This window comes from Streptomyces sp. NPDC050738 (assembly GCF_040654175.1).
Lineage (GTDB): Bacteria > Actinomycetota > Actinomycetes > Streptomycetales > Streptomycetaceae > Streptomyces.
Map to the genome: position 1 here is coordinate 210114 of NZ_JBFAHN010000008.1, position 26969 is coordinate 237082.

Sequence of the window (26969 nt, forward strand, 5' to 3'; positions counted from 1 at the left end):
GGGGCCCGGGCGATAGCACCCGGGCCCCCACTCCCCTCCTGCTCTCTGCGCGTAGGGCGCGAGGCGCCCTGTCGTCAGAGCTTCATGCGGTGCACGCCCCCCTGCACCGTCCCGACGTACAGCCAGCCGCCGGCCGTGGCCAGGCTGGTGGCGTCGGTGTTCTGGAGTCCGGTGGACACGTTCTGCCAGCTCCGGCCGCCGTCGGTGGAGCGCAGCACGCCCCGGCCGCCGCGCGGCAGGGCCGTCTCCCAGACGCTGGTGGTGGACGCGTACAGCGTGCTGCCCACCTGGAGCAGGTCGCTGACCCGCACCGGGAGCTTTCCGGTGTCGCCGGTACGGAAGGTCCTGCCGCCGTCCGTCGAGACCTTGATCGTGTCGCCGCCGGTCAGCATGCGCGAGCCCGCGAACTCGATGGTGTCGACCCGGCCGTCGGTGACCTTGGTGATGTCGTCACCCCCGTTGTCCGAGCGGTAGAGCCCATACGGGGAGCCGAGCCACAGCCGCTCCGGGTTCTTCGGGTCACCCGCGACCGCGGTGAAGTACGTCTCGTCGTTGGTGAGGTTCTTCCAGTGCGCGCCGCCGTCCTCGGTGGAGAACAGGCCCATGCTCTGGAGGTTGCCGTACGAGACATAGACGCGGTCGGGGTCGGCAGGGTGCACGGCCATCGCGAAGACCTGGCCGTAGCTCTCGCCCTTCTCCTCCCAGGTGGCCCCTGAATCGCCGCTGCGGTCCAGGTGGAAGCCGCCGAAGGCGTCGCCGCGCACCCGCCAGACGATCCGCGGGTCACTGGGCGAGACCTGCATCAGCCGGGTCGAGAGGCCGATGGTGCCCTCGCCGCCCGTGGTGCCCCATTCGGGACCCGACACCGGCAGCTGCGCACGGTGGGTGCCCTGGTCGCCTGCCGCGAGCAGCTGATCGCCGCTCACCGCAAGGGCGTTGACGGTCCCGCCCTGGACGCCGAGACGCTGGTAGTCCTTGCCGTCCGTCGTGCCACGGTAGACACCGGCGGAGGATGCCGAGACGGTCAGCGAGCCGTCCGCCCAGCGGTCGAAGTCCGAGGCCACCGAGGAGTCGTTGACGCCCGGGATGGTGCTCCACTGGCGGCCGTGGTCGCGGCCGACGCGGGTCTGGCCGCCGTAACTGACGTACATGTCACCGCCGGTGAGGGTCATCCCCCCGCCGCCGTAGCCGAACTTGTCCAGCGTGGCCCAGGTCTTGCCGCCGTCGAAGGAGCCGACGACACCCGAACCGATCTCGTAGATCGCCACGACCTGGCTGTCCGCGATGACGTTGACGGAGACCCTGCCGCCGGTCGACTCGCGGACCTTGACGGGTGCGCCGAGTGTGCCGGAGGAGAGGCCGTCGCGCTTCCAGACGGCGTTGCCCGCCGAGAAGTAGAGGCTGTCGCCGCCGATCGCCACGTCGTAGATCTCGTCGGCGGGGATGCCGATGGGCTCCGACGTCCAGGTGTCGCCGCCGTCCCTGCTCATCAGCAGGTCGGTGGAGGTGAGGGCGATGAGCGTCTTCGCCGCGTCGTCGGCGAGGAACGCGGTGAGGTAGGTGTCGGGGGTGTTCAGGGTCTCCCAGGTGCGGCCGTTGTCCTCGGTGCGCAGGATCGACGACGCACGGGGAATGCCGGACGGGGAGTTGGCGGCGTACCACCAGCGCCTGGAGTTCTTCGGGTCGATGACCGTGTACGCCTGGCCGCCCACGATGCCCATGGGAACCCGGGTGTGCTGCTGCCAGGTGGCGCCGTTGTCCTCGGTCGACCAGGGGCCGAGCTTGTTGGGCTGGGTGAGGAGCGCGGCCTTGGGGTCGCTCGGCGCGGTGGTGATGTTGCCGCTCTCCGAGTTCGGGCCTACGGGCTGCCAGCGCGATCCGCGGCTGCTGACGGGGGTGACCTCGAAGCCGTCGCGGTTGCTGGTCAGGGTCTGGCCGCCGGTGGTCCGCGCGCTCGCGGCCACCAGGTGGGCGCCTTCGCCGCGGCCGGTGATCTCCGCGTCGTAGACGTTGCCGCCGCGCAGCCTGGTGGTGACCGTGTACGGCCTGCCGTGCGGCGGGGTGACGGTCAGGACCGGCGGCTTCGCCAGCGCTGCGGGGGCGAAGACGAGGGCGGTGGACTTGCCGTCGCTCGGGTCGGGACCGGCCTGCAGGAACAGCTGCCGTACGACCAGGAGGTACGGGACGCGCAGTGCCGTGCCGCCGTGCTCCGGGGTGACGGTGACCGTGCCGCTGATCTCCTCCTCGCCCGCCGGGCGGTCGGCCCGCAGGGTCACGGTGGCCGTGGCGCTGCCGCCCGCGGGGATCCGCAGGGTGCGCGGGCTGACGTTGGCTTCGCCGCTGACCTTCAGGGCGACCGTACGGGCCCTGGAGCCCGCGTTGCGGACGGTGAGGCGCTTGCTGCCGCCCACGGTGTGGTGGGCGAGATCGGCGAGGCCGTACGAGAGCGTGGCCGGGGTGGTGGTGATCCCGGCGTCGGCGGCGTCGGCTGCCGCGGGCAGGTCGAGGCGCCCCCCGCCGGCGCTCGTGGGCCCGTAGTCCGACAGCTTCTTGGAGCTGCCGACCAGTTCGGAGGTCACCTTCGCCGGGGCCTCGCCCGGGTGCAGCTGGCGCAGCAGGGCGGCGGCGCCCGCGACGTGCGGGGCTGCCATGGAGGTACCCGACATACGGTAATAGCCGGGTGCGTAAAGGGACTTGGGGACCGTGGAGCGGATGTCGTAACCCGGTGCGACCAGGTCCGGCTTCAGGTTCCAGTTCTGGTCGGGACCGCGGGACGAGAACGAGGCGATCTTGTCGGTGACGTCCGTGCCGCTGATCGTCACCTCGACCTTGCCGTCCGCGAGGCGTCGGCCGAGCTCGGCGTACTGCGTCGAGTCGATGCCCAGCATCACCATGGAGTCCATGCGCAGCGAGTCGCCGGACGCCTTCAGCGAGGTCTGCGGGGTGAGCGGTATGGTGCCGTCCGCCTTCGGGAGCGCGCCCGCCGCGCCCGCCGCGCCCGCCGTGTCCGGCTGTCCGGCGAGGACCGGCCCGCCGTCCGAGTTCGTACCGCCGAAGATTCCGAGCGCCCCCCGACGCTCGGCCTCACGGGCCGTCTCGATCTCGTTCATGTAGAGGTTTTCCGCGTTGGGCGCGATCAGCATGTCGATGCGGATCGCCTTGCCCTTGACGTCGCCCGCGCGCTCCCAGTCCTCCGGGGTGCCCTGGCCGACGTCGACGAGCTCGGTGGTGACGGGCTTCGCGGGCGGGTTCGCGGAGATCATCCCGCGGTACGTCTGGATCTTGCCGCCGCCCTTGTACGCGGCGGTCGGGATGCGCAGCCCGCTGACCGATGCGCCGACCGCGACAACACCGTCGGCGGCGGCGGGGGAGCCGACCGTACCGCTGCCGGGACCCTCGTTGCCCGCCGAGGCGACGACCACGACTCCCGCCTTGGTGGCGGCAGTTGCCGCGAGGCCGAGGGGGTCGCTGCCGTCGCCCGAGCCGCCCAGGCTCATGTTGATGACATCGGCGCGGTGCGGATTGGCCGGATCGATCGCGGCCTCGATGCCCGCGATGATGTCGGAGGTGTTGCCCTCGCCGTTCGCGTTCATGACCTTGTACGCGAGGAGTTGGGCGCCCGGCGCGACACCGGTGACGCCGCCCTGCTCGGCGGCCTGGCCCGCGATGATCCCCGACACGTGCGTGCCGTGGCCGTTGTCGTCCATCGGGTCGGCGTCGCCGTTGACGAAGTCGTACCCGCCGACGACCTTGTGGCCCTCGCCGAATCCGCCGCCCAGGTCGGGATGGCTGTAGTCGATGCCGCTGTCGAGGACCGCGACGGTGACGCCCTTGCCGTTGGCGTTCTGCCCCGCGGGGTCCTTGCGCTTCCAGACGTCGGGAGCGCCGATGAGCGGCACGCTCTCGTCGGTCTGCACCTTCATCTTCGTATCGGGGCTGACGCTCGCGACCCCCGGCAGCCCGCGCAGGCCGGCGACCTGCGAGGCCTTGACCGTGACCGCCACCGCGTTCAGCAGCAGACCGAGCCGGCGCGGCGAGGTGGTGCGCACCCCGGCGTCCTTTGCCCGGTCGAGGAACCGCGACTGCTGTACGGAAACGGCCTTGCGGTCCGTGGCGACCTCACCGGCGTCCGCCGTCTTCAGGGCGCCGCGCCCCGCGGCGGCGGCCGCGCCGTCGAGCGTGACGATCACCCGCTGCTCCGGATCGGGTTGCGATGCGGAGGAGGCGGATGGGGGAGCGGCGGCAAGGAGACCGCCGAGCACGGACGCGGTGACCGAGGCGGTCAGTGCGCGGCGTGCTCCGCGGCGGTGGAGTCTTCGAGAGGTAGCCATGCAGAGATGACTAATCGGGGGAGGTGGTTCCGGACAACGATTTGGCCTGGCCCATTGCTGCCGCTGGCACCGACGGGCCAAGATCCGTCCATGTCCCAGCTCACCGCCGCAGGTATCGACCCGTTCGACGAAACCGCCTACCGGGCGATACTCGTCCGCCACACCGCCGCCCCCGCGGAGATCGCCGACGACCTCGGCTGCTCGGTCGAGCGCGCGGCCCGCGCCCTGGACAGACTCAGGGAGAACGGCCTGGTGGGGAGGCTGTCTGGCTCCCGGCGGCGCTACGCGGCGATCGAGCCGGGCGCCGCGGTCGACGCCCTCGTGCGCTCCCGTACGGCCGAACTCGACTCGGTCCGCTCGGCCGCGGACGACCTGTCACGGCTCTTCACGGCGGCCCACACGGGAGGCTCCGAACAGATCGAAGTGGTGCACGGCAGCGAGGCGTTGGGCCGCTGGTTCGTCACGCTGCAACAGGAGGCGCGTGAGGAGGTCATCACCCTGGACCGGCCGCCGTACGCGCTCACGACCTCCAACCCGGTCGAGGCGACGGCGCTGTCCCGGGGGGTGCGCTACCGGGCGGTGTACGCGCCCGAGGCGCTGGAGTGGCCGGGCGTGCTGGGCGACATCAAGGAGCTCGTCGCGCACGGTGAGGTCGCGCGCGTCCTGCCGGGACTGCGGATCAAACTCGCCATCGCCGACCGCAGACTGGCCCTGATGCCGCTCTCCCTCGACTTCGGGGCGACGGACGAGGTGCGGGCCGCGGTCATCCGGCCCTCGGCCCTCCTGGACGGACTCATCGACTACTGGGAGATGTGCTGGCGCGAGGCCACGCCCCTGGACGCACCGGCCGACGACCCGCTCGACGCGGAGGACCGCCAGATGCTCACGCTGCTGGTGAGCGGGCTCAAGGACGAGGCGATAGCGCGTCAACTGGGCTGGTCCGTACGGACGATGCGCCGCCGTATCAGCCGGCTGACCGGCGAGCTGGGGGCCGCGAACCGCTTCCAGGCGGGCGTGATCGCGGCGCGCCGCGGCTGGATCGGCGACGCTTCCTGAGCGCGGGGCTCAGTGCTGCGGCCCGGGTCCGCCGTCGTTGCCGGCGATGACCGGCTTGAGGCTGCGCAGGGCGAGGCCCGCCGCTATCAGCGTGAGGGCGGCGACGATCATGCCGAGGATGGCGAGGGGGCTCATTCCCGTCATGGCGAGCGCGCCGGTGCCCGCGCCGCCGAGCAGCGTGGTGCTGGTGGGATTTCCGTACATGGTGGACAACTCCTGTGCAAGGTAAGCGGATCAGGCGGATCAGGCGGATCAGGTGGCGACCCAGCGGGCCTCGCGGCGCAGCACCAGGTCGATGAGGGAGCGGACGAACACGGCCTGCCGGAACACGTCGTAGAGCAGTTCCGGGAGCAGCGGCAGCGCCAGCAGGGTGGCGCGCCAGCCGAGCCGGCGGACGGTCAGGGTGCGCTCGACGACGAAGATGACGGTGATCGCCGTCCAGAAGAGGGAGAGGCCGCCCCAGCCGACGAGCACCAGGTTCAGGACCGCGAACAGGGCGAAGAGCGCGAGCGCGACGGTGCCGAGGCCGAGCATGATCTGCTGGCCGAAGTAGCTCCGGGTGACCGGGGTCCAGCCGTAGTCGCGCAGGTTCTCCAGGGCGCCGCGCTGCCAGCGCAGGCGCTGGTGCCACAGCTTGCCGACGGACGGCATGACCTCGGTGACCAGCCAGCAGCCGTCGGGCGAGACGGTGCGGTGACCGAGGGTCTTGATCGCCTTGGTCATCTCGTCGTCCTCGGTGAGCGACGCCAGCGAGTAGTGGCCGTCGCCGCCGCCTATGGTCCCTGCGCGGCGGGCCTCGCGGACCTCGCGCAGGACGGAGGCGCGGAAGAGGGTGCCGGTGCCGGTCAGGACCACGGCCTCGTTCTCCTTGCGGCGTATCTCCAGGGCGTAGCGCTGGTACTCCATGCGCTGGAGCATGCCGAGGAGGCCGCCGCCCTGTTCGCCGTAGAAGATGCCGCCCACCGCTCCGACGCTCTCGTCCTCCATGGCCACGAGCGCGCTGCGGACGAAGTCCGGGTTCAGGACGGTGTCGGCGTCCTGCACGAGGACGTGTGCGTCGTCGTCCAGGTCCGGGAGCAGCGTGACGAGCGCCTGGTTGAGCGCGCCGGCCTTCTTGTCCCTGTTGTCCGTCGGTACGAAGACCTCGGCGCCGCAGTAGGCGGCGATACGGGCGGTCCGGTCGGTGCAGTTGTCCGCGACCACCACGATGCGGTCGGGGCGGACCTTTTGCCGGTACAGGCCCGCCAACGTGGCGACGATGCGGTCCTGTTCGTTGTGAGCGGGGATGAGGGCGACGAGTGTCATTGGCAGGCTGTCCCTTCGACACCCTCAACTCTCCGCAGGTTGTGGTGCGCGCGGGTGGTGCGTCGGTTGCGCCCGGGTTGCGGGGCGCGGCCTGGCCGAGGAAGGGACCTTGGGCCCAGGCCGGAAGCCTGGGCCCTGCCGGTGACGTGTGGCGGTCAGCCCGTGAGGGGCAGCGCGGCCAGTTCCGCGACGGCCCAGGTCAGCGGGGCGAACACGGCGAGAAGTGCCGTGACGCGCAATGCGGTTGCCTTACGGAGCAGCTGCGCGGGGGCGCCGAGCTGGACCAGGGCCGCGGTGGTGGCGGCGCGGGACTGCTTGGACTCCAGCGCCGCGGTGAGGAGCGTGGCCACCGCGCAGGTCATCACGACGGCGGCCCCCAGACCCGTCAGCGGCCCGAAGGCGCCGGGCCCCGGGGTGTAGACACTGGCCGCCGCGATCACTCCGGAGGCCACCGCACAGACCACGCCGAGCGGGCGGCCGATGCGCCGGGCCTCGGCCTGGAGCGCCCGGCCGGCCAGCAGCCGTACCGCTCCCGGGTGCAGGGACTGCAGCACGCGCCCGGTGGTGTACGTCAGCCCGGGACCCGCCGCCGCCAGACCGAGCGCCGTGAGGCTCCAGCCCGTCAGGACGCCCAGGGGGCTGCCGTCGAAGTGTCCGGGGAGCGGAAAGGCCGCTGTGGCGGCGGCATGGCTGGTGTACGACTCGGTCGCCAGGCCGGCCGCGATCAGGGCGATGCCCCAGGGAAGCGCGGTGGGCGCGGTGAGTTCGGCGGGCCGCGCCGTGCGCGGGCGCATCGTCCAGGCGCTGCCCGCCGCCGCGAGGAGGGGGGTGAGTGCGAGCAGGGTGAGCGCCGCGCCGAGGGGCAACGGGGCTTGTGCGGAGAGGAGTTGGTGGGCGGCGCCGTCGAACGGCAGCCCGGTGATGTCGCCCCTGAGGTGCAGGAAGAAGAGCAGGGCGAGGACGCTGCCCAGGGTGCAGGACACGGCGGTGGAGACCGCGGCCAGCGCGGTCAGCGAGACCGGTCCCAGGCCCGCCGCCTCGAGGCCGGGGCTGGGGCGCGTGCTCGGGTCCGTACGGGCGACCGAGACCGCGAAGTACACCGCCGCCGCCAGCGGAAGCAGCGCCCAGAGCAGCCGGAGCAGGGCGTGCGAGGAGTGCCCGGGGTGCGCGGAGGCGTACGTGAGGGTGCCCAGGAGCAGGAATCCGACGCCCGCCGACGCGGCCGCCACCATCAGTCGGCGCAGCAGGACCAGGGGATGGGTGCCGCGGGCTAGACGGAGAGCGAGCACTCGGCGCTGCCCTCCGTCTCCGAGAGCTGGAGGGAGTTGACGCGGCGCCCGTCGAGGAGCGAGACGCTGCGGTCGGCGAGGGACGCGACCTCCGGGTCGTGGGTGGCGAGCACGACCGTGATCCGGTGCGAGCGCGCGGCCGCGGTGAGCGTGCGCAGGATCTGGGCGCGGTCCGTGCGGTGCAGCGATGCGGTGGGTTCGTCCGCGAAGAGCACGGTGGGCTGGGTGATCAACGCCCGTGCGATGGCGACGCGCTGGCGCTGCGACTGCAGCAGGTCGTGCGGGCGCTTGCGGGCGTACGTACCGATGTCCAGGCGCTCCAGCCACTCCATCGCCGCCTGCTTCGCGGCGCGGTGGGCGGTGCCGGTGAGCAGCAGCGGCAGCGCGGTGTTCTCCCAGGCGTTGAGCTCGGGGACCAGGTGGGGCTCGGGATCGATCCACCCGAAGCGGTCGATCCGCAGCCGCTCGCGGGCGATGGGGCTCATGGTGTGGAGGGGCGTGCTGTTGAACCACACCTCGCCCTGGGAGGGCGTGAGCCGCCCGGAGAGGCACTGGAGGAGAGTCGTCTTCCCGCTGCCGCGCGGTCCGGTGAGAGCGAGGATCTCGCCGTCGCGGACACCGAGGGAGACACCGGTGAGCGCGGGGGATCCGCTGTGGGAGTAGTGCACCGCGCGTGCCCAGAGCACGTCGTTGTCGGGCGGGGCCACCATGGCGAACACCTCGGTTCAGATCAGATTTGCGGTCCCCCGTACGGGGGAACGAAAGCGGAGCCGATCGGTCACTGGGCACCGTAAGGACTCTGACCTGGCCGGGTGGGGCAGCCGCGCGGGGCGGCCGCTCCTGTTCTCACTCGTACGGGCGTACGCGGCAGCCGCCCGGGGCGCTCAGAGCCCGAAGGCGGCGGGGTCGTCGGCGAGCTCGCGGAACTGCCGGCGCGGGTCGGGAATGAGTTTGCGGGCCCGCAGGTCCAACAGCCCGCCCACGCCGGTCACTTCGGCGCACACCGTGCCGTCGGTCCGGCGGATCGTCTGCTCGATGCGGAAGGTCTTCCCCTCGCCCCAGACGAAGCGGCAGTCGACCAGCGTCTCGTCGCCGGCGCGCAGTTCGCGCAGATAGCGGACGGTGACCTCCAGGGCGACGGGGCCGACGCCCTTGTCGAGGAGGTCGGCCTGGCGGATGCCGCCGTGCTGGAGGTAGGTCCAGCGGGCGTGCTCGGCGTACTGGAGGTAGACCGCCTGGTTGAGGTGGCCCTGCGAGTCGGTCTCGTAACCGCGGACCGTGATGGGGATCGTGTACGGCTCGGTGCTCATACGCACAGCATTCCGCCCCCGGCGCCGACTTCGGCGTCCGGGGGCGGAATGGGGGCTGAGACTTCGGTTACAGCTTCGGCTACAGCTTGGCCCAGGCGTCGGTGAGGACCGTGCGCAGGATCGACTCGATCTCGTCGAACGTCGACTGGTCGGAGATCAGCGGCGGCGCGAGCTGGACGACCGGGTCGCCGCGGTCGTCGGCGCGGCAGTACAGACCGGCCTCGTACAGGCCCTTGGAGACCGCGTTGTAGAGGATGCGCTCGGTCTCGTCCTCGTTGAAGGACTCCTTGGTGACCTTGTCCTTCACCAGCTCGATGCCGTAGAAGAAGCCGTTGCCGCGGACGTCGCCGACGATCGGCAGGTCGTGCAGCTTCTGCAGCGTGGAGTGGAACGCGCCCTCGTTGTCGAGGACGTGCTGGTTGAGGTTCTCGCGCTCGAAGATGTCGAGGTTGGCGAGGCCGACCGCCGCGGAGACCGGGTGGCCGCCGAAGGTGTAGCCGTGCAGGAAGGTGTTGCCGTCCTTGTAGAACGGCTCGGCGAGCTTGTCGGAGATGATGCAGGCGCCGATCGGGGAGTAGCCCGAGGTCATGCCCTTGGCGCAGGTGATCATGTCCGGGACGTAGTCGAACTTGTCGCAGGCGAACATCGTGCCCAGGCGGCCGAAGGCGCAGATGACCTCGTCCGAGACGAGCAGCACGCCGTACTTGTCGCAGATCTCGCGCACGCGCTGGAAGTAGCCGGGCGGGGGCGGGAAGCAGCCGCCCGCGTTCTGCACCGGCTCCAGGAAGACCGCGGCGACCGTCTCGGGGCCCTCGAAGAGGATCTCCTGCTCGATCTGGTCGGCGGCCCAGCGGCCGAAGGCGACCGGGTCGTCGGCGTGGATCGAGGCGCGGTAGATGTTGGTGTTCGGGACCTTGTGCGCGCCGGGGACGAGCGGCTCGAACGGGGCCTTGAGAGCAGGCAGTCCGGTGATGGACAGGGCGCCCTGCGGGGTGCCGTGGTAGGCGACCGCACGCGAGATGACCTTGTACTTCTGGTGGTTGCCGGTGAGCTTGTGGTACTGCTTCGCCAGCTTCCAGGCGGTCTCGACGGCCTCGCCGCCGCCCGTGGTGAAGAAGACCTTGTTCAGGTCACCCGGCGCGTAGTTGGCCAGGCGCTCGGCGAGCTCCACGGCCTTGGGGTGCGCGTAGGACCAGACCGGGAAGAAGGCCAGCTCCTGCGCCTGCTTGTACGCGGCCTCCGCCAGCTCGTGGCGGCCGTGGCCGGCGTTGACCACGAACAGGCCCGACAGGCCGTCGAGGTACTTCTTGCCCTTGTCGTCGTAGATGTAGGTGCCCTCGCCACGCACGATGGTGGGAACGGGCGCGTTCTCGTACGACGACATGTCCGTGAAGTGCATCCACAGGTGGTCGTACGCGGTCCGGCTCAGGTCCTTGCTCATGACTATCGGGTGCCCCACTGGTAGGTCTGCTTCTTGAGTTTCAGGTAGACGAAGCTCTCGGTGGCGCGCACTCCGGGGAGCGCGCGGATCTGCTTGTTGATCACGTCGAGCAGGTGGTCGTCGTCCTCGCAGACGACTTCCGCCATCAGGTCGAAGGAGCCCGCGGTCATCACCACGTAGTCGACCTCGTCCATGGCGGCCAGCGCGTCCGCGACCGGGTCGAGGTCGCCCTCGACCCTGATCCCGACCATCGCCTGGCGCCGGAAGCCGACGGTCAGCGGGTCGGTGACGGCGACGATCTGCATGACGCCCTGGTCCTGCAGCTTCTGCACGCGCTGTCGCACGGCCGCTTCGGAGAGGCCGACGGCCTTGCCGATCGTTGCGTACGGACGCCTGCCGTCCTGCTGGAGCTGCTCGATGATCGCCAGGGAGACGGCGTCGATCGGAGGGGTGCCGTTCCCGTTTCTGGATTCCGCGCTGCGACTGGCCACGCCCTCACTGTGCATGAGGTCTCGACCGTCCCGCAAGCCCAAAGCGATGAAATTCGTTGTCTTGATGTGTTTCAGGAACTGAATCCGAAGTTCCTGGGGGCCGGGTATGTCGAAAGCGTGGCCCCTCCTACTAGTGTGGGTGTCTCACCCATCGGACTTCTGACAGGAGGGGTGGCTGTGACCACCGAGCTGCGCCGGCTGCGCAACTACATCAATGGAGAGTTCCGGGACGCCGCCGACGGCCGGACCATCGAGGTCGTCAACCCGGCCACGGGCGACGTGTACGCCACCTCGCCGCTCTCCGGCGACGCGGACGTCGACGCCGCGATGGAGGCCGCCGCGGCCGCCTTCCCCGCCTGGCGCGACTCCACCCCCTCCGAGCGCCAGCGCGTCCTGCTGAAGATCGCGGACGCCTTCGAGGAGCGCGCCGAGGAGCTGATCGCCGCCGAGAGCGAGAACACCGGCAAGCCGATCGGGCTCACGCGGTCCGAGGAGATCCCGCCGATGGTCGACCAGATCCGCTTCTTCGCGGGTGCGGCGCGACTCCTGGAGGGGCGCTCCGCCGGCGAGTACATGGAGGGGATGACCTCCATCGTCCGGCGCGAGCCGGTCGGGGTCTGCGCCCAGGTCGCGCCCTGGAACTACCCGATGATGATGGCCGTGTGGAAGTTCGCACCGGCTCTGGCGGCGGGCAACACCGTCGTACTGAAGCCGTCCGACACGACCCCCGCGTCCACCGTGCTGATGGCGGAGATCATCGGGGCGATCGCGCCCAAGGGCGTCTTCAACGTCGTCTGCGGCGACCGGGACACCGGGCGCGCGATGGTCGAGCACAAGACGCCCGCCATGGCCTCCATCACCGGTTCGGTGCGGGCGGGCATGCAGGTCGCCGAGTCCGCGGCCAAGGACGTCAAGCGGGTCCACCTGGAGCTCGGCGGCAAGGCTCCGGTCGTCGTGTTCGAGGACGCCGACATCGCCAAGGCCGTCGAGGACATCTCGGTGGCGGGCTTCTTCAACGCGGGCCAGGACTGCACGGCCGCCACGCGCGTCCTGGTGCACGAGTCGATCCACGACGAGTTCGTGACGGCGCTCGCCAAGGCCGCCGCCGACACGAAGACCGGGCAGCCGGACGACGAGGACGTGCTCTACGGCCCCCTCAACAACGCCAACCAGCTCGCGCAGGTGTCCGGCTTCGTCGAGCGGCTCCCCGCGCACGCCAAGGTCGAGGCGGGCGGCCACCGGGTCGGCGAGAAGGGCTTCTTCTACGCCCCGACCGTCGTCTCCGGCCTCCACCAGGACGACGAGATCATCCAGAACGAGGTCTTCGGCCCCGTCATCACGGTCCAGTCCTTCACGGACGAGGCACAGGCGCTGTCGCACGCCAACGGCGTCGAGTTCGCGCTCGCCTCCTCGGTGTGGACCAAGGACCACGCGCGCGCCATGCGGATGTCGAAGAACCTCGACTTCGGCTGCGTATGGATCAACACCCACATCCCGCTGGTCGCGGAGATGCCGCACGGCGGCTTCAAGAAGTCGGGCTACGGCAAGGACCTGTCGGCGTACGGCTTCGAGGACTACACCCGCATCAAGCACGTCATGACGTCGCTCGACGGCTGACCTGCGGCTCGCGGTGAACGCGGCGGCCCCGGACGGGAGTTGATCCGTCCGGGGCCGCTGTGCGCGGAGCTGCTACTTGCGCTTCTCCTGGATCACGCAGATCTCCCTGTGCTTGCCTGACCCCTTCTCCGATCCGCCCTTGCCGGGGCCTGCGAAGTGCTTCACTACGGGGCCCTTGCCGCCGCCCTTCGACGGCTTGGGCAGCTGAGGCAGACCGGGCTCCCCCTTGCCGCCCTTGATCACCTTGCAGTGGGGGCCGCCGGCCGACGGCGTGGCGGGGAAGGGGACCCCGGCCTTCTCGAGGATCGGGCCGCACTTCTTGAAGGCACGCTTGTACGCCTTCGAGGTGGGATCGAACGGCCCCTTCTCGCCGTTGATCTTCACCGCCACCTGTGCTTTGGCGTGTGAATCCCGGAAGGATGTGTTGATTGCCACGTCCGGGAAGTTCTTCAGCCCGTGCTCGCGCATGCAGCTGCTGAACGCCTCGCCGACGCCCTTGCTGCTGCCTCCCCCGTGTGTGGGGGAAGCCGTGGCCTGTGCCGCGCCGACGCCGGTCAGAGTGATCGCCGAGAACAGTGCCGTCGCCGCGATCACGCGCTTCGGGCGGCTGGTCAACACCCGCATGGGTGCCTCCTTCTGTGGTGGTGGCTGGTACGCGACTCACCTAATGCCAGGGCTGGTTACGGCACGGGAACAGCGGCCCTTATGGCCGTGTAACCCCCGGCCCTGCATGCTCTTCCCCATGCGCGTGTTGGTGGTCGAGGATCACGAGGAGCTCGCGGAGACCGTGGCGGCAGGACTGCGCCGGGAGGGGATGGCTGTCGACCTCGCGTTCGACGGGCATACGGCGCTGGAGCGTGCCACGGTCAACGGGTACGACGTGGTCGTGCTCGACCGCGACCTGCCGGGGCTCCACGGCGACCGGGTCTGCCGTGCGCTGGCCGAGGGGGGCAGCCGGGCCCGTGTGCTGATGCTCACGGCGTCCGGCACGGTCGCCGACCGGGTGGCGGGCCTCGGCCTCGGCGCCGACGACTACCTCCCCAAGCCCTTCGCCTTCACCGAACTCGTCGCGCGGATACGGGCGCTGGCGCGCCGCGCGCAGCCCGCGCTGCCGCCCGTCCATGTGCATGGGGAGCTGCGGCTCGATCCGGCGCGCCGGATCGCGACCCGGGCCGGGGTCCAACTTCCGCTCAGCCCGAAGGAGTTCGCTGTGCTGGAGCTGCTGCTCGGCGCCCAAGGAGCGGTCGTCTCCGCCGAAGAGCTCCTGGAACGGGCCTGGGACGAGGCGGCCGACCCCTTCACCCAGACCGTGAAGGTCACCATCAGCCGGCTGCGGCGCAAACTCGGGGAACCACCCTTGATCGAGACCGTCTCCCAGGCCGGATACCGGATATGAGGCGCTTCCTGCGCGGCCCGCGGAGCGTGCGGTGGCGGTTCACTCTGCTGTACAGCGCATTGTTCGTGACGGCTGCCGCTGTGCTGCTGGCGATCACCTATGGGCTGATGGCGAAGTCCGACGCCGCGCCCTCGGGGGCGGTCATCTCCCAGGCGCGGAAGCAGTCGGAGGCGCCCCCGCAGACCGGCAAGCGGGCCGCCGTCGAGGGCGACCTGACCGTGATCAAGAGTACCGAGGAACTGGGTGTCTACGTCGAACGGCAGCTGAAGTACCAGCGGAGCGACCAGCTGAAGCTGCTGCTGATCGAATCGGGGATCGTGCTGGCCGTGATGGTGGCGCTTTCGCTGTCCCTCGGCTGGATGCTCGCAGGCAGGGCCCTGTCCCCGCTGCAGGCCATGGCCGCGACTGCCCGCCGGATCTCGGCCGACCACCTGCACCGGAGACTCGCGGTGCAGGGCTCGGCGGACGAACTCACCGATCTCTCCGACACCTTTGACGACATGCTGGCCCGGCTGGAGGTTTCCTTCGAGGCCCAGCGGCAGTTCGTCGCCAACGCCTCGCACGAACTGCGGACCCCGCTCACCCTGCAGCAGGCCCTGGTCGACGTCGCGCTCGCCGACCCCGGAGCCACCGTGGACACCCTGCGCGCCGCCTGCCTGCGCGTACGGGCCGCAGGGCAGGAACAGGAGCGGCTGATCGATGCCCTGCTGACCCTCGCGCGCAGCCAACGGGGGCTACAGGAAAGGGAGTACGTCGATCTGGCGGCGGTCACGGGGGAGCTGCTCCCGACAGGCGGCCACCGCATCGAGGCCGACCTCGGACCTGCCGGACTGTTCGGCGACCGCCAGCTCATCGAGCGGCTCGCGGGCAACCTCATCGACAACGCCGTACGCCACAACGTGCCCGACGGCGGCGCCGGCTGGATCACCGTACGCACCGGACTCCGTGAGGGCCGCCCCACACTCGAGGTCGCCAACAGTGGGCCCGAGATCCCGCCCGGGGAGACCGACGCCCTCTTCCAGCCCTTCCGCCGCCTCGGCGAGGTGCGCGCCAGGCGCCGCGACGGCCACGGTCTGGGCCTGTCCATCGTCGCCGCCATCACCGCCGCCCACGGCGGATCGGTGCAGGCGAGGCCCGGGGCGGGCGGCGGACTGTGCGTGGAGGTGGCCTTTCCGCCCGGCAGGCCCGACAAGGTGTCGGGGTCCGACGCCGTCGACCGTACGTAGCGTCGATTGCCCGGCGGCCCCGGGTGAGGAGAGGCTGTGCGGTATGGCAGATCTCCGTATGTCGCGTCGCTCCCTCCTCCGCGGTGTCACCGGGCTCGGCACGGTGGGGGCCCTGGCCGCGCTCACCGGGTGCGGGGTGCCGGCGGCGTACGTGAAGCCGGGGGACAGGTCCGGGGCCGACCGCTCGGCGCGGGACAAGAGCCTGGTCTTCGCCAACTGGCCGCTCTACATCGACACCGATGACGACGACGCCTCCAAGCGCCCGACGCTGGACGCCTTCGAGAAGCGGTCGGGGATCTCGGTGAAGTACACCGAGGAGATCAACGACAACGACGAGTTCTTCGGGAAGATAAGCCCCGCCCTGATGAACCACCAGGAAGCCGGCCGGGACCTGATCGTCATCAGCGACTGGATGGCGGCCCGGTTCGTACGGCTCGGCTGGGTCCAGGAGATGGACCGCGCCAAGCAGCCCAATGTCGCCAAGTACCTTGACCCGCAACTCGGTTCGCCCGCCTTCGACAAGGGTCGGATGCACAGTGTGCCGTGGCAGTCGGGGATCACCGGGATCGCGTACAACAAGAAGAAGCTCGGCCGCGAGATCCGGCACACCAGCGAGCTGTGGGCCCCGGAACTCAAGGGCAAGGTCACCCTGCTCTCCGGGCTCGACGAGTCCTTCGCGCTGCTCATGCAGGGCAACGGCGTCGATGTGACGCGCTGGACGGCGGACGACTTCCACCAGGTGTGCGACCAGGTGGAGAAGTACGTCAAGAACAAGCAGATACGCCGCTTCACGGGCAACGACTACATCAAGGACCTGTCGACGGGCGACGTGCTGGCCTGCCAGGCCTACTCGGGTGACGTCATCCAGCTCCAGGCGGACAACCCGGACATCGAGTTCGTGGTGCCGCAGGAGGGGGCCGAACTGTGGGCCGAGTCGATGATGATCCCCAACCTCGCACGCCACAAGTCCAATGCCGAGAAGCTGATCGACTACTACTACGAGCCCGAGGTCGCCGCCGAGCTGGCTGCCTGGGTCAACTACGTCTGCCCGGTGCCCGCGGCACGCGAGGTGCTGGCGTCCTCGAAGGACGAGGACACCGCCGCGCTCGCCGAGGACCCGCTGATCTTCCCGGACGACGCGATGCGCAAGCGGCTGGCGATCGCGCGGGACATCACATCCGATGAGCGGGTGGAGTTCGCGAAGCGCTGGGACTCCATCGTCGGGCTGTAGCGGCGGGCCCCGAAGAACACGTCAGCCGGCCAGGAAGTCCAGCGCGCCGAACCGTTCGCCGATGCGGCGGTGGGTGGCCGCGTCCGGGTGGAGTGCGTCGGGCAGCGGCAGTTCGGCGGCGTCGGCCTCGCCGTAGAGGGTGCGGCCGTCGAGGTAGTGCAGGTGGGGGTCCTCGGCCGAGCGCTGTTCCACGATGCTGGCCAGTTCCTCCCTGATGACCTGGAGCGTCAGCTTTCCGGCGGCCGTCTCCGCCGGATCGCCCATGGCCACGAACCGCAGCTGCCCTTCGCCCAGGCTGCTGAAGTCCGGGGCGCTGGGTCCCGGGGTGTCCTCGTGGATGGGGCAGAGCAGGGGCGAGACGACCAGCAGCGGCGTGGTCGGGTGGCCGTCGCGGATCGTGTCGAGGAAGCCGTGGACGGCGGGGCCGAAGGCGCGCAGCCGCATCAGGTCCATGTTGACCAGGTTGATGCCGAGCTTGACGCTGATCAGGTCGGCGGGGGTGTCGCGCATCGCGCGGGCGGTGAACGGGTCGAGCAGCGCGCTGCCGCCGAAGCCCAGATTGATCAGCTCCACACCGGCGCGGGAGGCGGCGAGCGCGGGCCAGATGGTGGTGGGGCTCGCGGCCTCGCTGCCGTGGCTGATCGAACTGCCGTGGTGCAGCCACACCTTGCGGCCCCGGTCGGGCGTCGGCTCGACGGGGGCGTCGGTGCGCAGGGCGAGCAGTTCGGTGGTCTCGTTGTACGGCAGCCAGATCTCGACGTCCTTCTCGCCGGCGGGCAGATCGGTGAACCGTACGGTGCCCGCCTGCCCCTGCTCGAACTCGGCGGTGCCGGCGGTCATGTCGATGGTGAGGAGGTTGCCGCCGCTCGCGGAGGACTGGCCGGCCAGGCGGCCGTCGACGAGCAGGTCGTACACGCCGTCCGGGCGCGGCGGTGCTCCCACGTAGAACCGCTTGGTGGGCAGTGCGTCCAACTCGACGGCGGTGGCCCGTGTACGGAAGGAGAGCCGGACGCCGGAGGGCTGGGCCTCCACCATCGCGAGCTGCCCGTCGGTGCACTGGGCGCGGGCCCGGGCGGGCAGCCGGTGCGGCAGGACGCCGTGCGCGGTGCGCTCCAGGTCCAGGGCGCCGCGCAGGATGTCCGAAGTGAGGGGTGTGGCGGTCCAGTTGGGCTCGGTGTTCATGGTGTCGTCTCCGTGAGGTGCGCGGTGGGGGTCAGGGCGCGGACAGGCTGCGCAGCATGGAGTCGAGGTGATCGACGATCCAGGTCCAGGTCTCCTGCGATGCGGGGGCGCTGTGGCTGAAGCCGCCGGCCGACTCCAGGCCGATGTAGCCGCTGAAGACGCTGCCGAGGAGCCGGACCGCATGGGTCTCGTCGGGTCCTGCCAGGTCGTAGCCGCGCAGGATCGCGCGTGTCATCTGCGCATGCCGGGCCCCGGCGCTCGCCGCCGCCGTCGACGGGTCGAGGCGGAGCTGCGCCGCGGCGTAGCGGCCCGGGTGCTCGCGGGCGTAGTCGCGGTAGGCGTTGGCGAAGGCGGCCAGGGCGTCCTTGCCGGCCCGTCCGGCCAGGGCTTCGGCCGCCCGGTCGGCGAGTTCCTCCAGTGCGAGCAGGGCGATCCGGGTCCTGAGGTCCCCTGAGCTCTTCACGTGGGAGTACAGGCTCGCGACTTTGACGTCGAACCGTCGGGCGAGCTCCGATGCGGTCACCTGGTCGAAGCCGATCTCGTCGGCCAGCTCCGCCCCGGCCCGGACCAGGCGCTCCGTGGTCAGTCCTGCGCGTGCCATGGATGCCCTCGCCTTCCTGTCGTGTTCCTTAAACGATTATGCATCTGCCTAAAGTGTTTAGGCAAATGAGCGGGGCCTGTCGCGCCGGTCTTCGTCGTTGTCCGCCGTGGTCTGCGTGAGGATGCGATGCGTGACCGCTCTGACCTATTCCGCCGCATTCATCGCCTTCTTCTCCGTCGTCGGCCCGCCCAAGGTGCTGCTCTCCTTCGCGGACCTCGCGCAGTACCACCCGCCGCGCCAGTTGCGGACGATCGCGCTGGTCTCCTCGGGCCTGGCCGTCGTGGTCGGCCTCGTCACCGGGCTCACCGCGCCGTGGCTGCTCCAGCTCTTCCACATCAGCACCCCGGCCCTGCAGATCGCGGGCGGCGTCATCTTCTTCATCTATGCCGTCGGGCTGGTCCTCGGGCTGCACTTCGGCCCTGCCGTCGAGGGCCAGGACGGGCCCGATCTCGTCAGCGGCGTACGGCAGTTGCTCATGCCGTACGTCGTGAGCCCGCTCGCCATGACCGCCGTGATCATCGAGGCGGCGGCGCGCGGCTCGTTCTCCTGGCGGTCCACCGTGGTGGGGGCGTACGTCACGGTGATCGCCCTCGACCTGGTCTGCGTACTGATCCTCGACCGAGTCCTGCGCAACACCCACCACACCACCATCGAACTCCTCAGCCGTCTCCTCGGGCTGCTGCTCGCCGCGGTCGGTGTCGACCTGGTCCTCGACGGGCTCTCGGACCTGGGAGTGGCCGGGATCGCGCGGTGAGGAGGCGGGGGCGGGGTGGCGTAAAGGACCGGTAAAGCCCGGCGTACGCTGCGGGGCATGAGCGAGGGGAACGCCCTGCTGAGGGGCATACGCGCGTGGTTGATCCTGTTCGTGGTCTGTCTGATCCTGAGCGGGGCGACGGCCTTCCCGCTGGTCCATGAACTCCACTGGACCGAAAGCGCGTTGAAGGCACTCTCCGTCCCCGAACACCTGCCCGGACTGTGGGAGTGGATCCACCGGGTGCGCCTGGGGCTCGACGAGACCGACGCGAAGTATCCGTTCGTCCTCTACGGCACCGACTGGCTGGCCTTCGCCCACCTGGTGATCGCGGTGGCCTTCCTCGGCCCCTTCCGCGACCCGGTCCGCAACATCTGGGTCATCGAGTTCGGGATGATCGCGTGCGCCGGCATCGTGCCGCTCGCCCTGATCTGCGGGCCGATCCGCGGAATTCCCTTCTGGTGGACCGTCATCGACATGTCCTTCGGGATCTTCGGAGTCCTGCCGCTGTATGTGGTGTGGCGGAAGATCAAGCGGCTCGAAGCGGTGGCCGGGGAGTGGCGGCCCGCGCGGGTCGAGGTCCCGGCCGCGTAGAACATGCTCGGCGGCCTCGGCCAGGGACTCCGGGCCGAGGCCGCCCTGAGCTGCTAGGTGACGGAGAAGCCGCCGTCGGCGAAGACGGTCTGACCGTTGACGAAGCGCGCCGCGTCGCTCGCCAGGAACACCGCGAGCCCGGTGAAGTCGGTGACCTCGCCGTTGCGGCCGATCATCGTGCGGTCCGCCAGCGCCTGCGGGCGGTCCGGCGTGGTGAAGACCGGCTCGGTGAGCGGGGTGCGTACGAAGCCGGGGCCGATCGCGTTGACGCTGACGCCGTGACGCGACCAGGCCTCCGCCTGCGAGCGGGTCAGGGCGCAGATGCCGGCCTTGGAGACCCCGTACGCCCCGCTGTTGCCGAAGGCGCGGATGGACTGCTGCGAGGCGAGGTGGATGATCCGTCCCCAGCCGCGCGCCGCCATTCCCGGGCCGAAGCGCTGGCCGAGGAGGAAGGGGGCGGTGAGGTTGACCGCGAGGGTGGTGTCCCAGTCGTCCTCGGTGAGCTCGTCCATCGGCGGGCGGGGGTTGACGCCCGCCGAGGTCACGAGGATGTCGGGGGCGCCGAAGCGCGACTCCACCTCGTCGGCCGCGGCGTGCAGTTCGGCGCGTGAGGCGAGGTCCGCGCTGATCCAGGACACATCTGCGGGCTTCAGCGCCGTCGCGGCCTCCTGGAGGCGGGCCTCGTTGCGGGCCAGCAGGATCACCCGGGCTCCGGCGCCTGCCAGGGCCCGGGCGATCTCCAGGCCGATGCCCGAATTGCCGCCGGTGATCAGTGCCGTACGGCCGGTGAGACCGAACTGGCTTTCCAGGAAAGCTGCGGGTGTGTCCATGAAAGCAGCATGTCAGGAGGCGGGCGGGGCCCCGAAGGCGGCCACCACGATCTTCATCGCGGTCGGGTTCATGCCGTCGCCCTTGGCGTCCGTCGAATTCACGCTGTACACCAGGGTCGTGGAGAGATCGCGGGTCGCCGCGATGGCCGCGTTGTAGCCGTAGCGGCCGCCCGTCTTGCCCCAGACCTGGCGCCCGCCGAGCGTCAGCGCGGAGAGCCCCGCGCTGTACTCGGACGTGCCCGACCGAAGCTTCGGCAGCGTGAACATCTCTTCGAGCAGCGGTCCGCGCACCACCCGGCCACGGAAGAGCGCCTGGGTGAAACGCTCCAGATCGGCGGTGGTGGAGATGAGGTCGCCCGCCGCCCAGGCCGAGGTCTGGCCCCAGGCCGTCACATCGCGCAGCTCGCTCGTGCCGTCCGGGCGCTCGTAGGCCTGGTAGCCGCGGTTGTGCGGGCCATGGATGTGGGTGTCGCCGTCGGGGAGCGAAGTGCCGTGCAGGCCAAGGGGGTTGATGATCCGGCGGGTGACCTGGTTCTCGTACGTGTCATGGGTGATCCGCTCGATGAGCAGGCCGGCCACCGTGTAGCCGATGTTGTCGTACTTCTGCTGGGTGCCGGGCGCGAAGAGCGGCTGCTTGGCGGTCGCCGAGGCCACGAGCTGCTGCGGGGTGTAGACGTCGAAGCGGTGCTGGTACCACTCCTCGGGGGTGTCGCCCGCGCCGTCGGAGGAGGGCAGACCGCTGGTGTGGTTGAGCAACTGCCGTACGGTGACGTGCTCGTACGCGGCCGGGATCAGGTCGGGGAGGTAGCCGCGGACGGGCCGGTCGAGGCTCAGTCTGTGCTCGGAGGCGAGCTGGAGGACCACCGCGGCCGTGAAGACCTTGGTGACGGAGCCGACCCGGCCGCGCCCGTCCGGGTCGGCGGCCCTCCCGGAGGCCAGGTCGTGCACCCCTGCACTCCCGCGCCAGCTCCCCTTGGTGCCTCCGACCCGTACCAGCGCGGCCGTCGCGTCCGAGGCGGGCAGCCCGGCGATCGCCGCGCGCAGGGCTGCCGCGTCGGGGCCGCCGTGCCGTGCGGACATCGCGGCGGGGGAGTCGGCGAAGGCGAGGGCGGGGGCGGCGGTGCCTGCTGCCAGGCCGAGGACGACGGTGGCGGCGATCAGGGCGGTACGGCTGCGGGTCTTCATCGGTGGCTTCACTCCGGAGGTGGACGGCTCTCGTACGGCTGTCGTACGGACATGAGTCATCCTGCTGAAGCCGGCGCATCCCGTGATCATCCTCATGGCCGGTGCCGCCCCGAAGGAATGTGGGGGAACCGCCCCTAGGGGCAGGTCAGTTGGCGGGGAGGATTCGGGCCAGTGCCTCTACGCGGTTGGTGGTGATCGAGTCGACGCCGCGGTCGATCAGCCGGCGCATGGTCCGCTTCGTGTCCGCGGTCCACGCGGAGACCAGCAGGCCGTCGTGGTGGACGCGGTCGCAGAGGTCCGAAGTGACCAGGCCGAAGCGGTAGTTGAGCCAGCGCGGCTTCACCGCGTCCACGAGCACGTGGCGCGGTGGGGCGACGGACGTCCAGGTCATGGCGATCTCGGCGCCGGGGTCGGCGGCGCGGACCATCAGCATGGTGGCGGCGCCCGCGCAGTAGTACGCGCGGTCCGCCGCCCCGTGCTCGTGGACGGCGCCGACCACGGTGCGTACCGCCTTCTCGTCCGCACCGGGAAGGTCGATCATCAGGCGGTGGCCGTCCGTGGCGGCCAGCGCCTCCGGGAGAGTGGGGACCCCGCCGCCCGTCAGCCCGCGGACCTCGGCGGCGGAGAGCTGGGAGAGGGGGCGGTCGTGCCCCCAGAGGCGCTCCAGGGTCCGGTCGTGGAGCAGGACGGGGACGCCGTCGCGGGTGAGCCGGACGTCGATCTCGACCGCGCCCGCTCCCCTCCCCAGCGCCGAACGCAGGGAGGGGAGGGTGTTCTCACGGACGCGGTACGGGTCGCCGCGGTGGCCTACGGCAGTGACGGTGCGCATGCGGCCCATTGTCGGGGCTGCCTGCCGCGGATGCCCTACTTCGCGAGCCAGTCGGCGGTGTACGTGTCGATCTCCGCGGCCAGCTTCGCCTTGCCCGCCTCGTCCAGGAAGGACGCCTCGACGGCGTTCTTGGCGAGGGCGGCGAGACCCTGCTCGTCGAGGTCCAGGAGCCGGGCGGCGACCAGGTACTCGTTGTTGAGGTCGGTGCCGAACATGGGCGGGTCGTCGCTGTTGATGGTGACCAGGACCCCGGCGTCCACCATCTGCTTGATGGGGTGTTCGTCGAGGGTGGCCACGGCGCGCGTCGCGATGTTGGAGGTCGGGCAGACCTCGAGCGCGATGCGGTTCTCGGCGAGGTGCGCGAGGAGCTTGGGGTCCTGGGCGGCACTGGTGCCATGGCCGATGCGCTCGGCGCCGAGGTGGGTGAGGGCGTCCCAGATCGTCTCGGGGCCCGTCGTCTCGCCCGCGTGCGGGGCGGAGTGCAGACCGGCGGCGATCGCGCGGTCGAAGTACGGCTTGAACTGCGGGCGCGGTACGCCGATCTCGGGCCCGCCGAGACCGAAGGAGACCAGGCCCTCAGGGTGCAGGTCGACGGCGAGACGGGCCGTCTCCTCGGCGGCTTCCAGGCCGGCCTCGCCGGGGATGTCGAAGCACCAGCGCAATATCACGCCCAGTTCGGCCTCGGCCGCCTTGCGGGCGTCCTCGATCGCGTCCATGAAGGCGTCCTCGGGGATGCCGCGGCGGGTCGAGGAGTACGGGGTGATGGTGAGCTCCGCGTACCTGATGTTCTGGCGGGCCATGTCACGGGCGACCTCGTAGGTCAACAGCCGGACGTCCTCGGGGGTGCGGATCAGGTCCACGACGGAGAGATAGACCTGGATGAAGTGCGCGAAGTCGGTGAAAGTGAAGTAGTCGGCGAGCGCCTCGGGGTCGGTGGGGACCTTGGAGTCGGGGTGGCGCGCGGCCAGCTCGGCGACGATGCGGGGGGAGGCCGAGCCGACGTGGTGCACATGCAGCTCTGCCTTGGGCAGGCCTGCGACGAAAGGGTGCAGGTCGAGGTCGGTCATCGGGTCCTCCGGGATGCGGTGGGGCAGGTAGGTCGGGGATCATCGTAGGCGGGGGCTCGGCCTGCGACCGCAGGACCTAGCATGACCAACCGAGGATGGGGGAGGCCCATGTCAGACAATGCACAGCAGCCACCGGGGGATCAGAATCCTCCAAGGGACCCCTGGGCCCCTCCGGAGCGGAAAGTTCCGCTGGAGAAGCCACAGGCGCCCGCGGGCAACCCGGTGCACAACCAGCCGACGGTCTCGTCGATGCCCGGCGCCGAGCCGGGTCCCGCGCAGCCCGGTCCCGGGTACCCCGGGCCCGGTCAGCCGCAGCCGGGTGCCGTACCGCCGCCGCCGATGGGTCCCAACGGGCCTGGACAGCCGCAGCCGCCCGCCTACGGATACCCGTCGTACCCGAGTGCCCCCCAGGCGCCGGGCGGCTACCCGGGCTCCGGCTACCCCGGATACCCGGGGTATGCGGGCCAGGGCGGCTGGAACACGATGCAGCAGCAGCCGCAGAACGGATACGGCATCGCCGCGATGGTGCTCGGCATCCTCTCCGTGGTGATCTTCTGTGCCTGGGGCATCGGGATCATCCTGGGCGTGCTCGCGCTGATCTTCGGGATCCTCGGCCGTAAGCGGGCCAACCGGGGCGAGGCGAACAACGGCGGGATGGCGCTGGCCGGGATCATCACCGGGAGCATCGGCATCGTGATCAGCGCGGTGGTCCTGGGCTTCATCATCTGGGCGGTCGCGAACGACGACTACGACTCGAACGACGATCCGTTCGACAACTCGTACCAGACGTCGATCTCGCTGACGGTGGCCAGGTAGCGAACGGCGTCCCGGGGGCTCCGCGCCCCTTTGCGGCTAATCCGCCGCCGCTCTCGCGGAGGTGGCTGGCGTGGGTGGGGGTTGCTCAATGGCCGCCTCCGGTGCGTCCGGATGCGACACCGGCAAGCCCAAACCCCGCGCCAGCCCCCTCCAGCCAGTCGAGGGGGCCCCAGCGGCCCACCCCAGGCTAGGAACCCCGCAGCCGCGCCCTCGCATCCATCAGCGCGAACCCCAGCAGATTCAGCCCCCGCCACCGCGCGGGGTCCTGCGCGCGGTCGTCCGTCGCCGCCAGGCCGATGCCCCATATCCGGTCCATCGGGCTCGCCTCCACCAGCACGCGCTCGCCCGTGGCCAGCAAATAGTCCCGCAGACCCGGGTCCGCGCCGAACTTGTGCACGCTGCCCTCGACCACGATCTCGTACCGCTCACGCACCCACACCGCGTCGTCGAAGCCCTTCACCAGCCGCCCGGCCTTCTTCGCCACCGCCGGGTTCGCCGCGTCCAGCGCCTTGCGCTCCGCGTCCGCGTCGCCGAAGAGCCGCGCCTTGGACGCCATCATCCAGTGCTCCGCCGTCGCGTACTCCACCCCGTCCACCGTGAACGGCGACGGCCACCACTGGCTAAGACAGCTCGCGCTCAGCGCCCCGTCCGCCCTCGGCGTGTGCCCCCAGAAGTGCAGATATTTGATCTTCTCGCCCGCGCTGACCTGCGCCGTCAGTTCCTCGATCTTCCCCATGCACGCGAGTCTGGCAGTCGCCACTGACACTTCGTCGTGGATTTCGAGGCTGACGCGACACATGGTCGACCGAATCCGTCGCGTAACCAAAAGGCAACAACGGAATCACTTGTTGGCGAAGTGTGCCTCTGTCAGGATCGGCACTCAAATCGAGCTGGAGCTACGGAGAGCACGATGGGCAACCGCTTCCAGGTGAAGGACCGCTTCGCGGCCGGCGCACAGTACATCGACGGACAGTTGAGGAGCGGCACTTCGGGCCGTACGCACGACGTCGTGAACCCGGCGACCGGCGAGAGCATCTACACCTACGAACTCGCCTCGCCCGCCGACGTGGACGCCGCCGTCGCCGCCGCCCGCGCCGCGTTCCCCGGCTGGTCGGGGGCCACCCCCGGCGAGCGGTCAGACGCCCTGCACCGGTTCGCCGCCGTACTCGCCGAGCGCGCAGAGGAGTTCGCGTACGCCGAGTCCCTGCAGTGCGGGAAGCCCGTCAAGCTCTCCACCGAGTTCGACGTGCCGGGCACCGTCGACAACGCCGCCTTCTTCGCGGGGGCCGCCCGCCACCTCCAGGGCCAGTCGGCCGGGGAGTACAGCGGCGACCACACCTCGTACGTACGGCGCGAGGCCATCGGTGTCGTCGGCTCCATCGCACCCTGGAACTACCCGCTCCAGATGGCCGCCTGGAAGATCCTCCCGGCGGTCGCCGCAGGCAACACCATCGTCCTGAAGCCGGCCGAGATCACCCCGCTGACCTCCCTCCTCTTCGCCGAGGCGGCCACCGCGGCGGGCATTCCGGACGGTGTGATCAACATCGTCACCGGCCTCGGCAAGGAGGCGGGCGAACACCTCGTCGCGCACCCCGACGTCGTCATGACCTCCTTCACCGGATCGACGGCCGTCGGCAAGCGCGTCGCCGAGATCGCCACCGCGACCGTCAAGCGCATCCACCTGGAGCTCGGCGGCAAGGCCCCGTTCGTCGTCTTCGACGACGCCGACCTGGAGGCCGCCGTCCACGGCGCCGTCGCCGGATCGCTCATCAACACCGGCCAGGACTGCACCGCCGCCACCCGCGCCTACGTCCAGCGCCCGCTCTACGAAGCCTTCGTCAGCGGCGTCGCCGAGCTGATGGAAGACGTCCGCGTCGGCGACCCCTTCGCCCCGGACACCGACCTCGGCCCGCTGATCTCCCACACCCACCGCGACCGCGTCGCCGCCATCGTGGACCGCGCACGTGCGTACGCGACGATCGTCACCGGCGGCGAGGCCCCCGAGAACAACGGCGCCTACTACCTCCCCACCCTCGTCACCGGCGCCTCCCAGGACAGCGAGATCGTCCAGTCCGAGATCTTCGGCCCCGTCCTCGTGGTCCTCCCCTTCGACACCGACGACGAAGGAATCGCCCTCGCCAACGACACCCCCTACGGCCTCGCCGCCTCCGCCTGGACCACCGGCGTCTACCGCGCCAACCGCGCCACCCGCGAGATCAAGGCGGGCTGCGTCTGGGTCAACGACCACATTCCGATCATCAGCGAGATGCCGCACGGCGGATACAAGGCCAGCGGCTTCGGCAAGGACATGTCGGCGTACTCCTTCGAGGAGTACACGCAGGTCAAGCACGTGATGTACGACAACACCGCGGTCGCCCGCAAGGACTGGCACCGCACGATCTTCGGGGACCGATAGAGGAA

At 70.5% G+C, this 26969-nt stretch carries 25 protein-coding genes; 9 read left to right on the forward strand and 16 right to left on the reverse strand.

All coding sequences use genetic code 11. From position 1 onward, the window contains the following. Positions 1-74: 74 nt before the first annotated feature. A complete protein-coding gene (locus AB0H78_RS22245) occupies positions 75-4331 on the reverse strand; it encodes a S8 family serine peptidase (RefSeq protein ID WP_363236236.1) in 4257 nt (1418 codons plus the stop codon). Between the two features lie 90 nt (positions 4332-4421). Here AB0H78_RS22245 and AB0H78_RS22250 point away from each other — a divergent pair, with 90 nt between their 5' ends. Continuing rightward, complete coding sequence (locus tag AB0H78_RS22250; RefSeq protein WP_363236237.1) at positions 4422-5387, forward strand: helix-turn-helix domain-containing protein; 966 nt, start codon at positions 4422-4424, stop codon at positions 5385-5387. A 9-nt stretch (positions 5388-5396) separates the two neighbouring features. On the opposite strand, the gene AB0H78_RS22255 is transcribed toward AB0H78_RS22250, so the two are convergent. The 7 genes from AB0H78_RS22255 to AB0H78_RS22285 all read right to left on the reverse strand — a co-directional run bounded on the left by AB0H78_RS22255 (position 5397) and on the right by AB0H78_RS22285 (position 11238). Then, positions 5397-5591, reverse strand: coding sequence for a hypothetical protein (locus AB0H78_RS22255; RefSeq protein ID WP_363236238.1), 195 nt, complete (start codon positions 5589-5591; stop codon positions 5397-5399). A gap of 48 nt (positions 5592-5639) precedes the next feature. Continuing rightward, positions 5640-6692 (reverse strand): glycosyltransferase family 2 protein, encoded by a 1053-nt coding sequence (locus tag AB0H78_RS22260; protein ID WP_363236239.1) that lies wholly within the window; start codon positions 6690-6692, stop codon positions 5640-5642. Between the two features lie 155 nt (positions 6693-6847). Beyond that, entirely contained in the window at positions 6848-7981 is a 1134-nt protein-coding gene (locus AB0H78_RS22265) for a hypothetical protein (RefSeq protein ID WP_363236240.1), read from the reverse strand. After that, entirely contained in the window at positions 7963-8691 is a 729-nt protein-coding gene (locus AB0H78_RS22270) for an ABC transporter ATP-binding protein (protein WP_363236241.1), read from the reverse strand. The genes AB0H78_RS22265 and AB0H78_RS22270 overlap by 19 nt, the downstream gene beginning before the upstream one ends. Positions 8692-8865: 174 nt before the next feature. After that, positions 8866-9291, reverse strand: a complete 426-nt coding sequence (locus AB0H78_RS22275; RefSeq protein WP_363236242.1) for a thioesterase family protein — start codon at positions 9289-9291, stop codon at positions 8866-8868. A 79-nt stretch (positions 9292-9370) separates the two neighbouring features. After that, positions 9371-10732, reverse strand: coding sequence for an aspartate aminotransferase family protein (locus tag AB0H78_RS22280; protein WP_363236243.1), 1362 nt, complete (start codon positions 10730-10732; stop codon positions 9371-9373). Between the two features lie 2 nt (positions 10733-10734). Next, positions 10735-11238: an Lrp/AsnC family transcriptional regulator gene (locus AB0H78_RS22285; protein WP_363236244.1), complete on the reverse strand. Its 504-nt coding sequence runs from the start codon at positions 11236-11238 to the stop codon at positions 10735-10737. Between the two features lie 162 nt (positions 11239-11400). Between AB0H78_RS22285 and AB0H78_RS22290 the strand changes: the two genes are divergently transcribed. Next, positions 11401-12840 carry a gamma-aminobutyraldehyde dehydrogenase gene (locus tag AB0H78_RS22290; protein WP_363236245.1) on the forward strand — a complete coding sequence of 480 codons (1440 nt, stop codon included), beginning with the start codon at positions 11401-11403 and terminating at the stop codon, positions 12838-12840. 72 nt (positions 12841-12912) lie between these two features. On the opposite strand, the gene AB0H78_RS22295 is transcribed toward AB0H78_RS22290, so the two are convergent. Next, positions 12913-13464, reverse strand: coding sequence for a hypothetical protein (locus AB0H78_RS22295; RefSeq protein ID WP_363236246.1), 552 nt, complete (start codon positions 13462-13464; stop codon positions 12913-12915). 118 nt (positions 13465-13582) lie between these two features. Here AB0H78_RS22295 and AB0H78_RS22300 point away from each other — a divergent pair, with 118 nt between their 5' ends. From AB0H78_RS22300 to AB0H78_RS22310, 3 genes are all read left to right on the forward strand, one after another. Next, on the forward strand, positions 13583-14236 hold the full coding sequence (locus AB0H78_RS22300) for a response regulator transcription factor (RefSeq protein WP_363236247.1): 654 nt from the start codon (positions 13583-13585) through the stop codon (positions 14234-14236). Positions 14237-14301: 65 nt separating this feature from the next. Beyond that, entirely contained in the window at positions 14302-15462 is a 1161-nt protein-coding gene (locus AB0H78_RS22305; RefSeq protein WP_363236248.1) for an ATP-binding protein, read from the forward strand. A 58-nt stretch (positions 15463-15520) separates the two neighbouring features. Then, on the forward strand, positions 15521-16693 hold the full coding sequence (locus AB0H78_RS22310) for a spermidine/putrescine ABC transporter substrate-binding protein (protein ID WP_363236391.1): 1173 nt from the start codon (positions 15521-15523) through the stop codon (positions 16691-16693). A 21-nt stretch (positions 16694-16714) separates the two neighbouring features. On the opposite strand, the gene AB0H78_RS22315 is transcribed toward AB0H78_RS22310, so the two are convergent. Both AB0H78_RS22315 and AB0H78_RS22320 read right to left on the reverse strand, forming a co-directional pair. Further along, positions 16715-17875, reverse strand: a complete 1161-nt coding sequence (locus AB0H78_RS22315) for an SGNH/GDSL hydrolase family protein (RefSeq protein ID WP_363236249.1) — start codon at positions 17873-17875, stop codon at positions 16715-16717. A gap of 31 nt (positions 17876-17906) precedes the next feature. Beyond that, the gene (locus AB0H78_RS22320) at positions 17907-18476 is read right to left on the reverse strand and encodes a TetR/AcrR family transcriptional regulator (RefSeq protein ID WP_363236250.1); all 570 of its coding nucleotides are present in this window, start codon (positions 18474-18476) and stop codon (positions 17907-17909) included. A 130-nt stretch (positions 18477-18606) separates the two neighbouring features. Between AB0H78_RS22320 and AB0H78_RS22325 the strand changes: the two genes are divergently transcribed. Together AB0H78_RS22325 and AB0H78_RS22330 are read left to right on the forward strand one after the other, a co-directional pair. Further along, positions 18607-19230: a MarC family protein gene (locus AB0H78_RS22325; RefSeq protein ID WP_363236251.1), complete on the forward strand. Its 624-nt coding sequence runs from the start codon at positions 18607-18609 to the stop codon at positions 19228-19230. 57 nt (positions 19231-19287) lie between these two features. After that, positions 19288-19821: a hypothetical protein gene (locus AB0H78_RS22330; RefSeq protein WP_363236252.1), complete on the forward strand. Its 534-nt coding sequence runs from the start codon at positions 19288-19290 to the stop codon at positions 19819-19821. 53 nt (positions 19822-19874) lie between these two features. Here AB0H78_RS22330 and AB0H78_RS22335 read toward each other — a convergent pair whose 3' ends face one another. The 4 genes from AB0H78_RS22335 to AB0H78_RS22350 form a co-directional block, all read right to left on the reverse strand. Continuing rightward, positions 19875-20651 carry an SDR family oxidoreductase gene (locus tag AB0H78_RS22335; RefSeq protein ID WP_363236253.1) on the reverse strand — a complete coding sequence of 259 codons (777 nt, stop codon included), beginning with the start codon at positions 20649-20651 and terminating at the stop codon, positions 19875-19877. Positions 20652-20663: 12 nt separating this feature from the next. Further along, positions 20664-21836, reverse strand: a complete 1173-nt coding sequence (locus AB0H78_RS22340) for a serine hydrolase domain-containing protein (RefSeq protein ID WP_363236254.1) — start codon at positions 21834-21836, stop codon at positions 20664-20666. 145 nt (positions 21837-21981) lie between these two features. Then, positions 21982-22665: a glycerophosphodiester phosphodiesterase family protein gene (locus AB0H78_RS22345; RefSeq protein ID WP_363236255.1), complete on the reverse strand. Its 684-nt coding sequence runs from the start codon at positions 22663-22665 to the stop codon at positions 21982-21984. Between the two features lie 35 nt (positions 22666-22700). After that, a complete protein-coding gene (locus tag AB0H78_RS22350) occupies positions 22701-23732 on the reverse strand; it encodes an adenosine deaminase (RefSeq protein ID WP_363236256.1) in 1032 nt (343 codons plus the stop codon). A gap of 108 nt (positions 23733-23840) precedes the next feature. Here AB0H78_RS22350 and AB0H78_RS22355 point away from each other — a divergent pair, with 108 nt between their 5' ends. Next, positions 23841-24548 (forward strand): DUF4190 domain-containing protein, encoded by a 708-nt coding sequence (locus AB0H78_RS22355; RefSeq protein WP_363236257.1) that lies wholly within the window; start codon positions 23841-23843, stop codon positions 24546-24548. A 187-nt stretch (positions 24549-24735) separates the two neighbouring features. Here the strand turns inward: AB0H78_RS22355 and AB0H78_RS22360 are convergent, their stop codons facing one another. Beyond that, the gene (locus AB0H78_RS22360; protein ID WP_363236258.1) at positions 24736-25284 is read right to left on the reverse strand and encodes an NADAR family protein; all 549 of its coding nucleotides are present in this window, start codon (positions 25282-25284) and stop codon (positions 24736-24738) included. Positions 25285-25458: 174 nt separating this feature from the next. Between AB0H78_RS22360 and AB0H78_RS22365 the strand changes: the two genes are divergently transcribed. After that, the gene (locus tag AB0H78_RS22365) at positions 25459-26964 is read left to right on the forward strand and encodes a gamma-aminobutyraldehyde dehydrogenase (RefSeq protein ID WP_363236259.1); all 1506 of its coding nucleotides are present in this window, start codon (positions 25459-25461) and stop codon (positions 26962-26964) included. Positions 26965-26969: the final 5 nt, after the last annotated feature.

Coding starts and splice junctions, on each gene's coding strand:
- AB0H78_RS22245 (WP_363236236.1), bottom strand. CDS start 4,331: ATGGCTACCTCTCGAAGACTCCACCGCCGCGGAGCACGCCGCGCACTG.
- AB0H78_RS22250 (WP_363236237.1), top strand. CDS start 4,422: ATGTCCCAGCTCACCGCCGCAGGTATCGACCCGTTCGACGAAACCGCC.
- AB0H78_RS22255 (WP_363236238.1), bottom strand. CDS start 5,591: ATGTACGGAAATCCCACCAGCACCACGCTGCTCGGCGGCGCGGGCACC.
- AB0H78_RS22260 (WP_363236239.1), bottom strand. CDS start 6,692: ATGACACTCGTCGCCCTCATCCCCGCTCACAACGAACAGGACCGCATC.
- AB0H78_RS22270 (WP_363236241.1), bottom strand. CDS start 8,691: ATGGTGGCCCCGCCCGACAACGACGTGCTCTGGGCACGCGCGGTGCAC.
- AB0H78_RS22275 (WP_363236242.1), bottom strand. CDS start 9,291: ATGAGCACCGAGCCGTACACGATCCCCATCACGGTCCGCGGTTACGAG.
- AB0H78_RS22280 (WP_363236243.1), bottom strand. CDS start 10,732: ATGAGCAAGGACCTGAGCCGGACCGCGTACGACCACCTGTGGATGCAC.
- AB0H78_RS22285 (WP_363236244.1), bottom strand. CDS start 11,238: ATGCACAGTGAGGGCGTGGCCAGTCGCAGCGCGGAATCCAGAAACGGG.
- AB0H78_RS22295 (WP_363236246.1), bottom strand. CDS start 13,464: ATGCGGGTGTTGACCAGCCGCCCGAAGCGCGTGATCGCGGCGACGGCA.
- AB0H78_RS22300 (WP_363236247.1), top strand. CDS start 13,583: ATGCGCGTGTTGGTGGTCGAGGATCACGAGGAGCTCGCGGAGACCGTG.
- AB0H78_RS22310 (WP_363236391.1), top strand. CDS start 15,521: ATGTCGCGTCGCTCCCTCCTCCGCGGTGTCACCGGGCTCGGCACGGTG.
- AB0H78_RS22315 (WP_363236249.1), bottom strand. CDS start 17,875: ATGAACACCGAGCCCAACTGGACCGCCACACCCCTCACTTCGGACATC.
- AB0H78_RS22320 (WP_363236250.1), bottom strand. CDS start 18,476: ATGGCACGCGCAGGACTGACCACGGAGCGCCTGGTCCGGGCCGGGGCG.
- AB0H78_RS22330 (WP_363236252.1), top strand. CDS start 19,288: ATGAGCGAGGGGAACGCCCTGCTGAGGGGCATACGCGCGTGGTTGATC.
- AB0H78_RS22335 (WP_363236253.1), bottom strand. CDS start 20,651: ATGGACACACCCGCAGCTTTCCTGGAAAGCCAGTTCGGTCTCACCGGC.
- AB0H78_RS22340 (WP_363236254.1), bottom strand. CDS start 21,836: ATGAAGACCCGCAGCCGTACCGCCCTGATCGCCGCCACCGTCGTCCTC.
- AB0H78_RS22345 (WP_363236255.1), bottom strand. CDS start 22,665: ATGCGCACCGTCACTGCCGTAGGCCACCGCGGCGACCCGTACCGCGTC.
- AB0H78_RS22350 (WP_363236256.1), bottom strand. CDS start 23,732: ATGACCGACCTCGACCTGCACCCTTTCGTCGCAGGCCTGCCCAAGGCA.
- AB0H78_RS22355 (WP_363236257.1), top strand. CDS start 23,841: ATGTCAGACAATGCACAGCAGCCACCGGGGGATCAGAATCCTCCAAGG.
- AB0H78_RS22360 (WP_363236258.1), bottom strand. CDS start 25,284: ATGGGGAAGATCGAGGAACTGACGGCGCAGGTCAGCGCGGGCGAGAAG.
- AB0H78_RS22365 (WP_363236259.1), top strand. CDS start 25,459: ATGGGCAACCGCTTCCAGGTGAAGGACCGCTTCGCGGCCGGCGCACAG.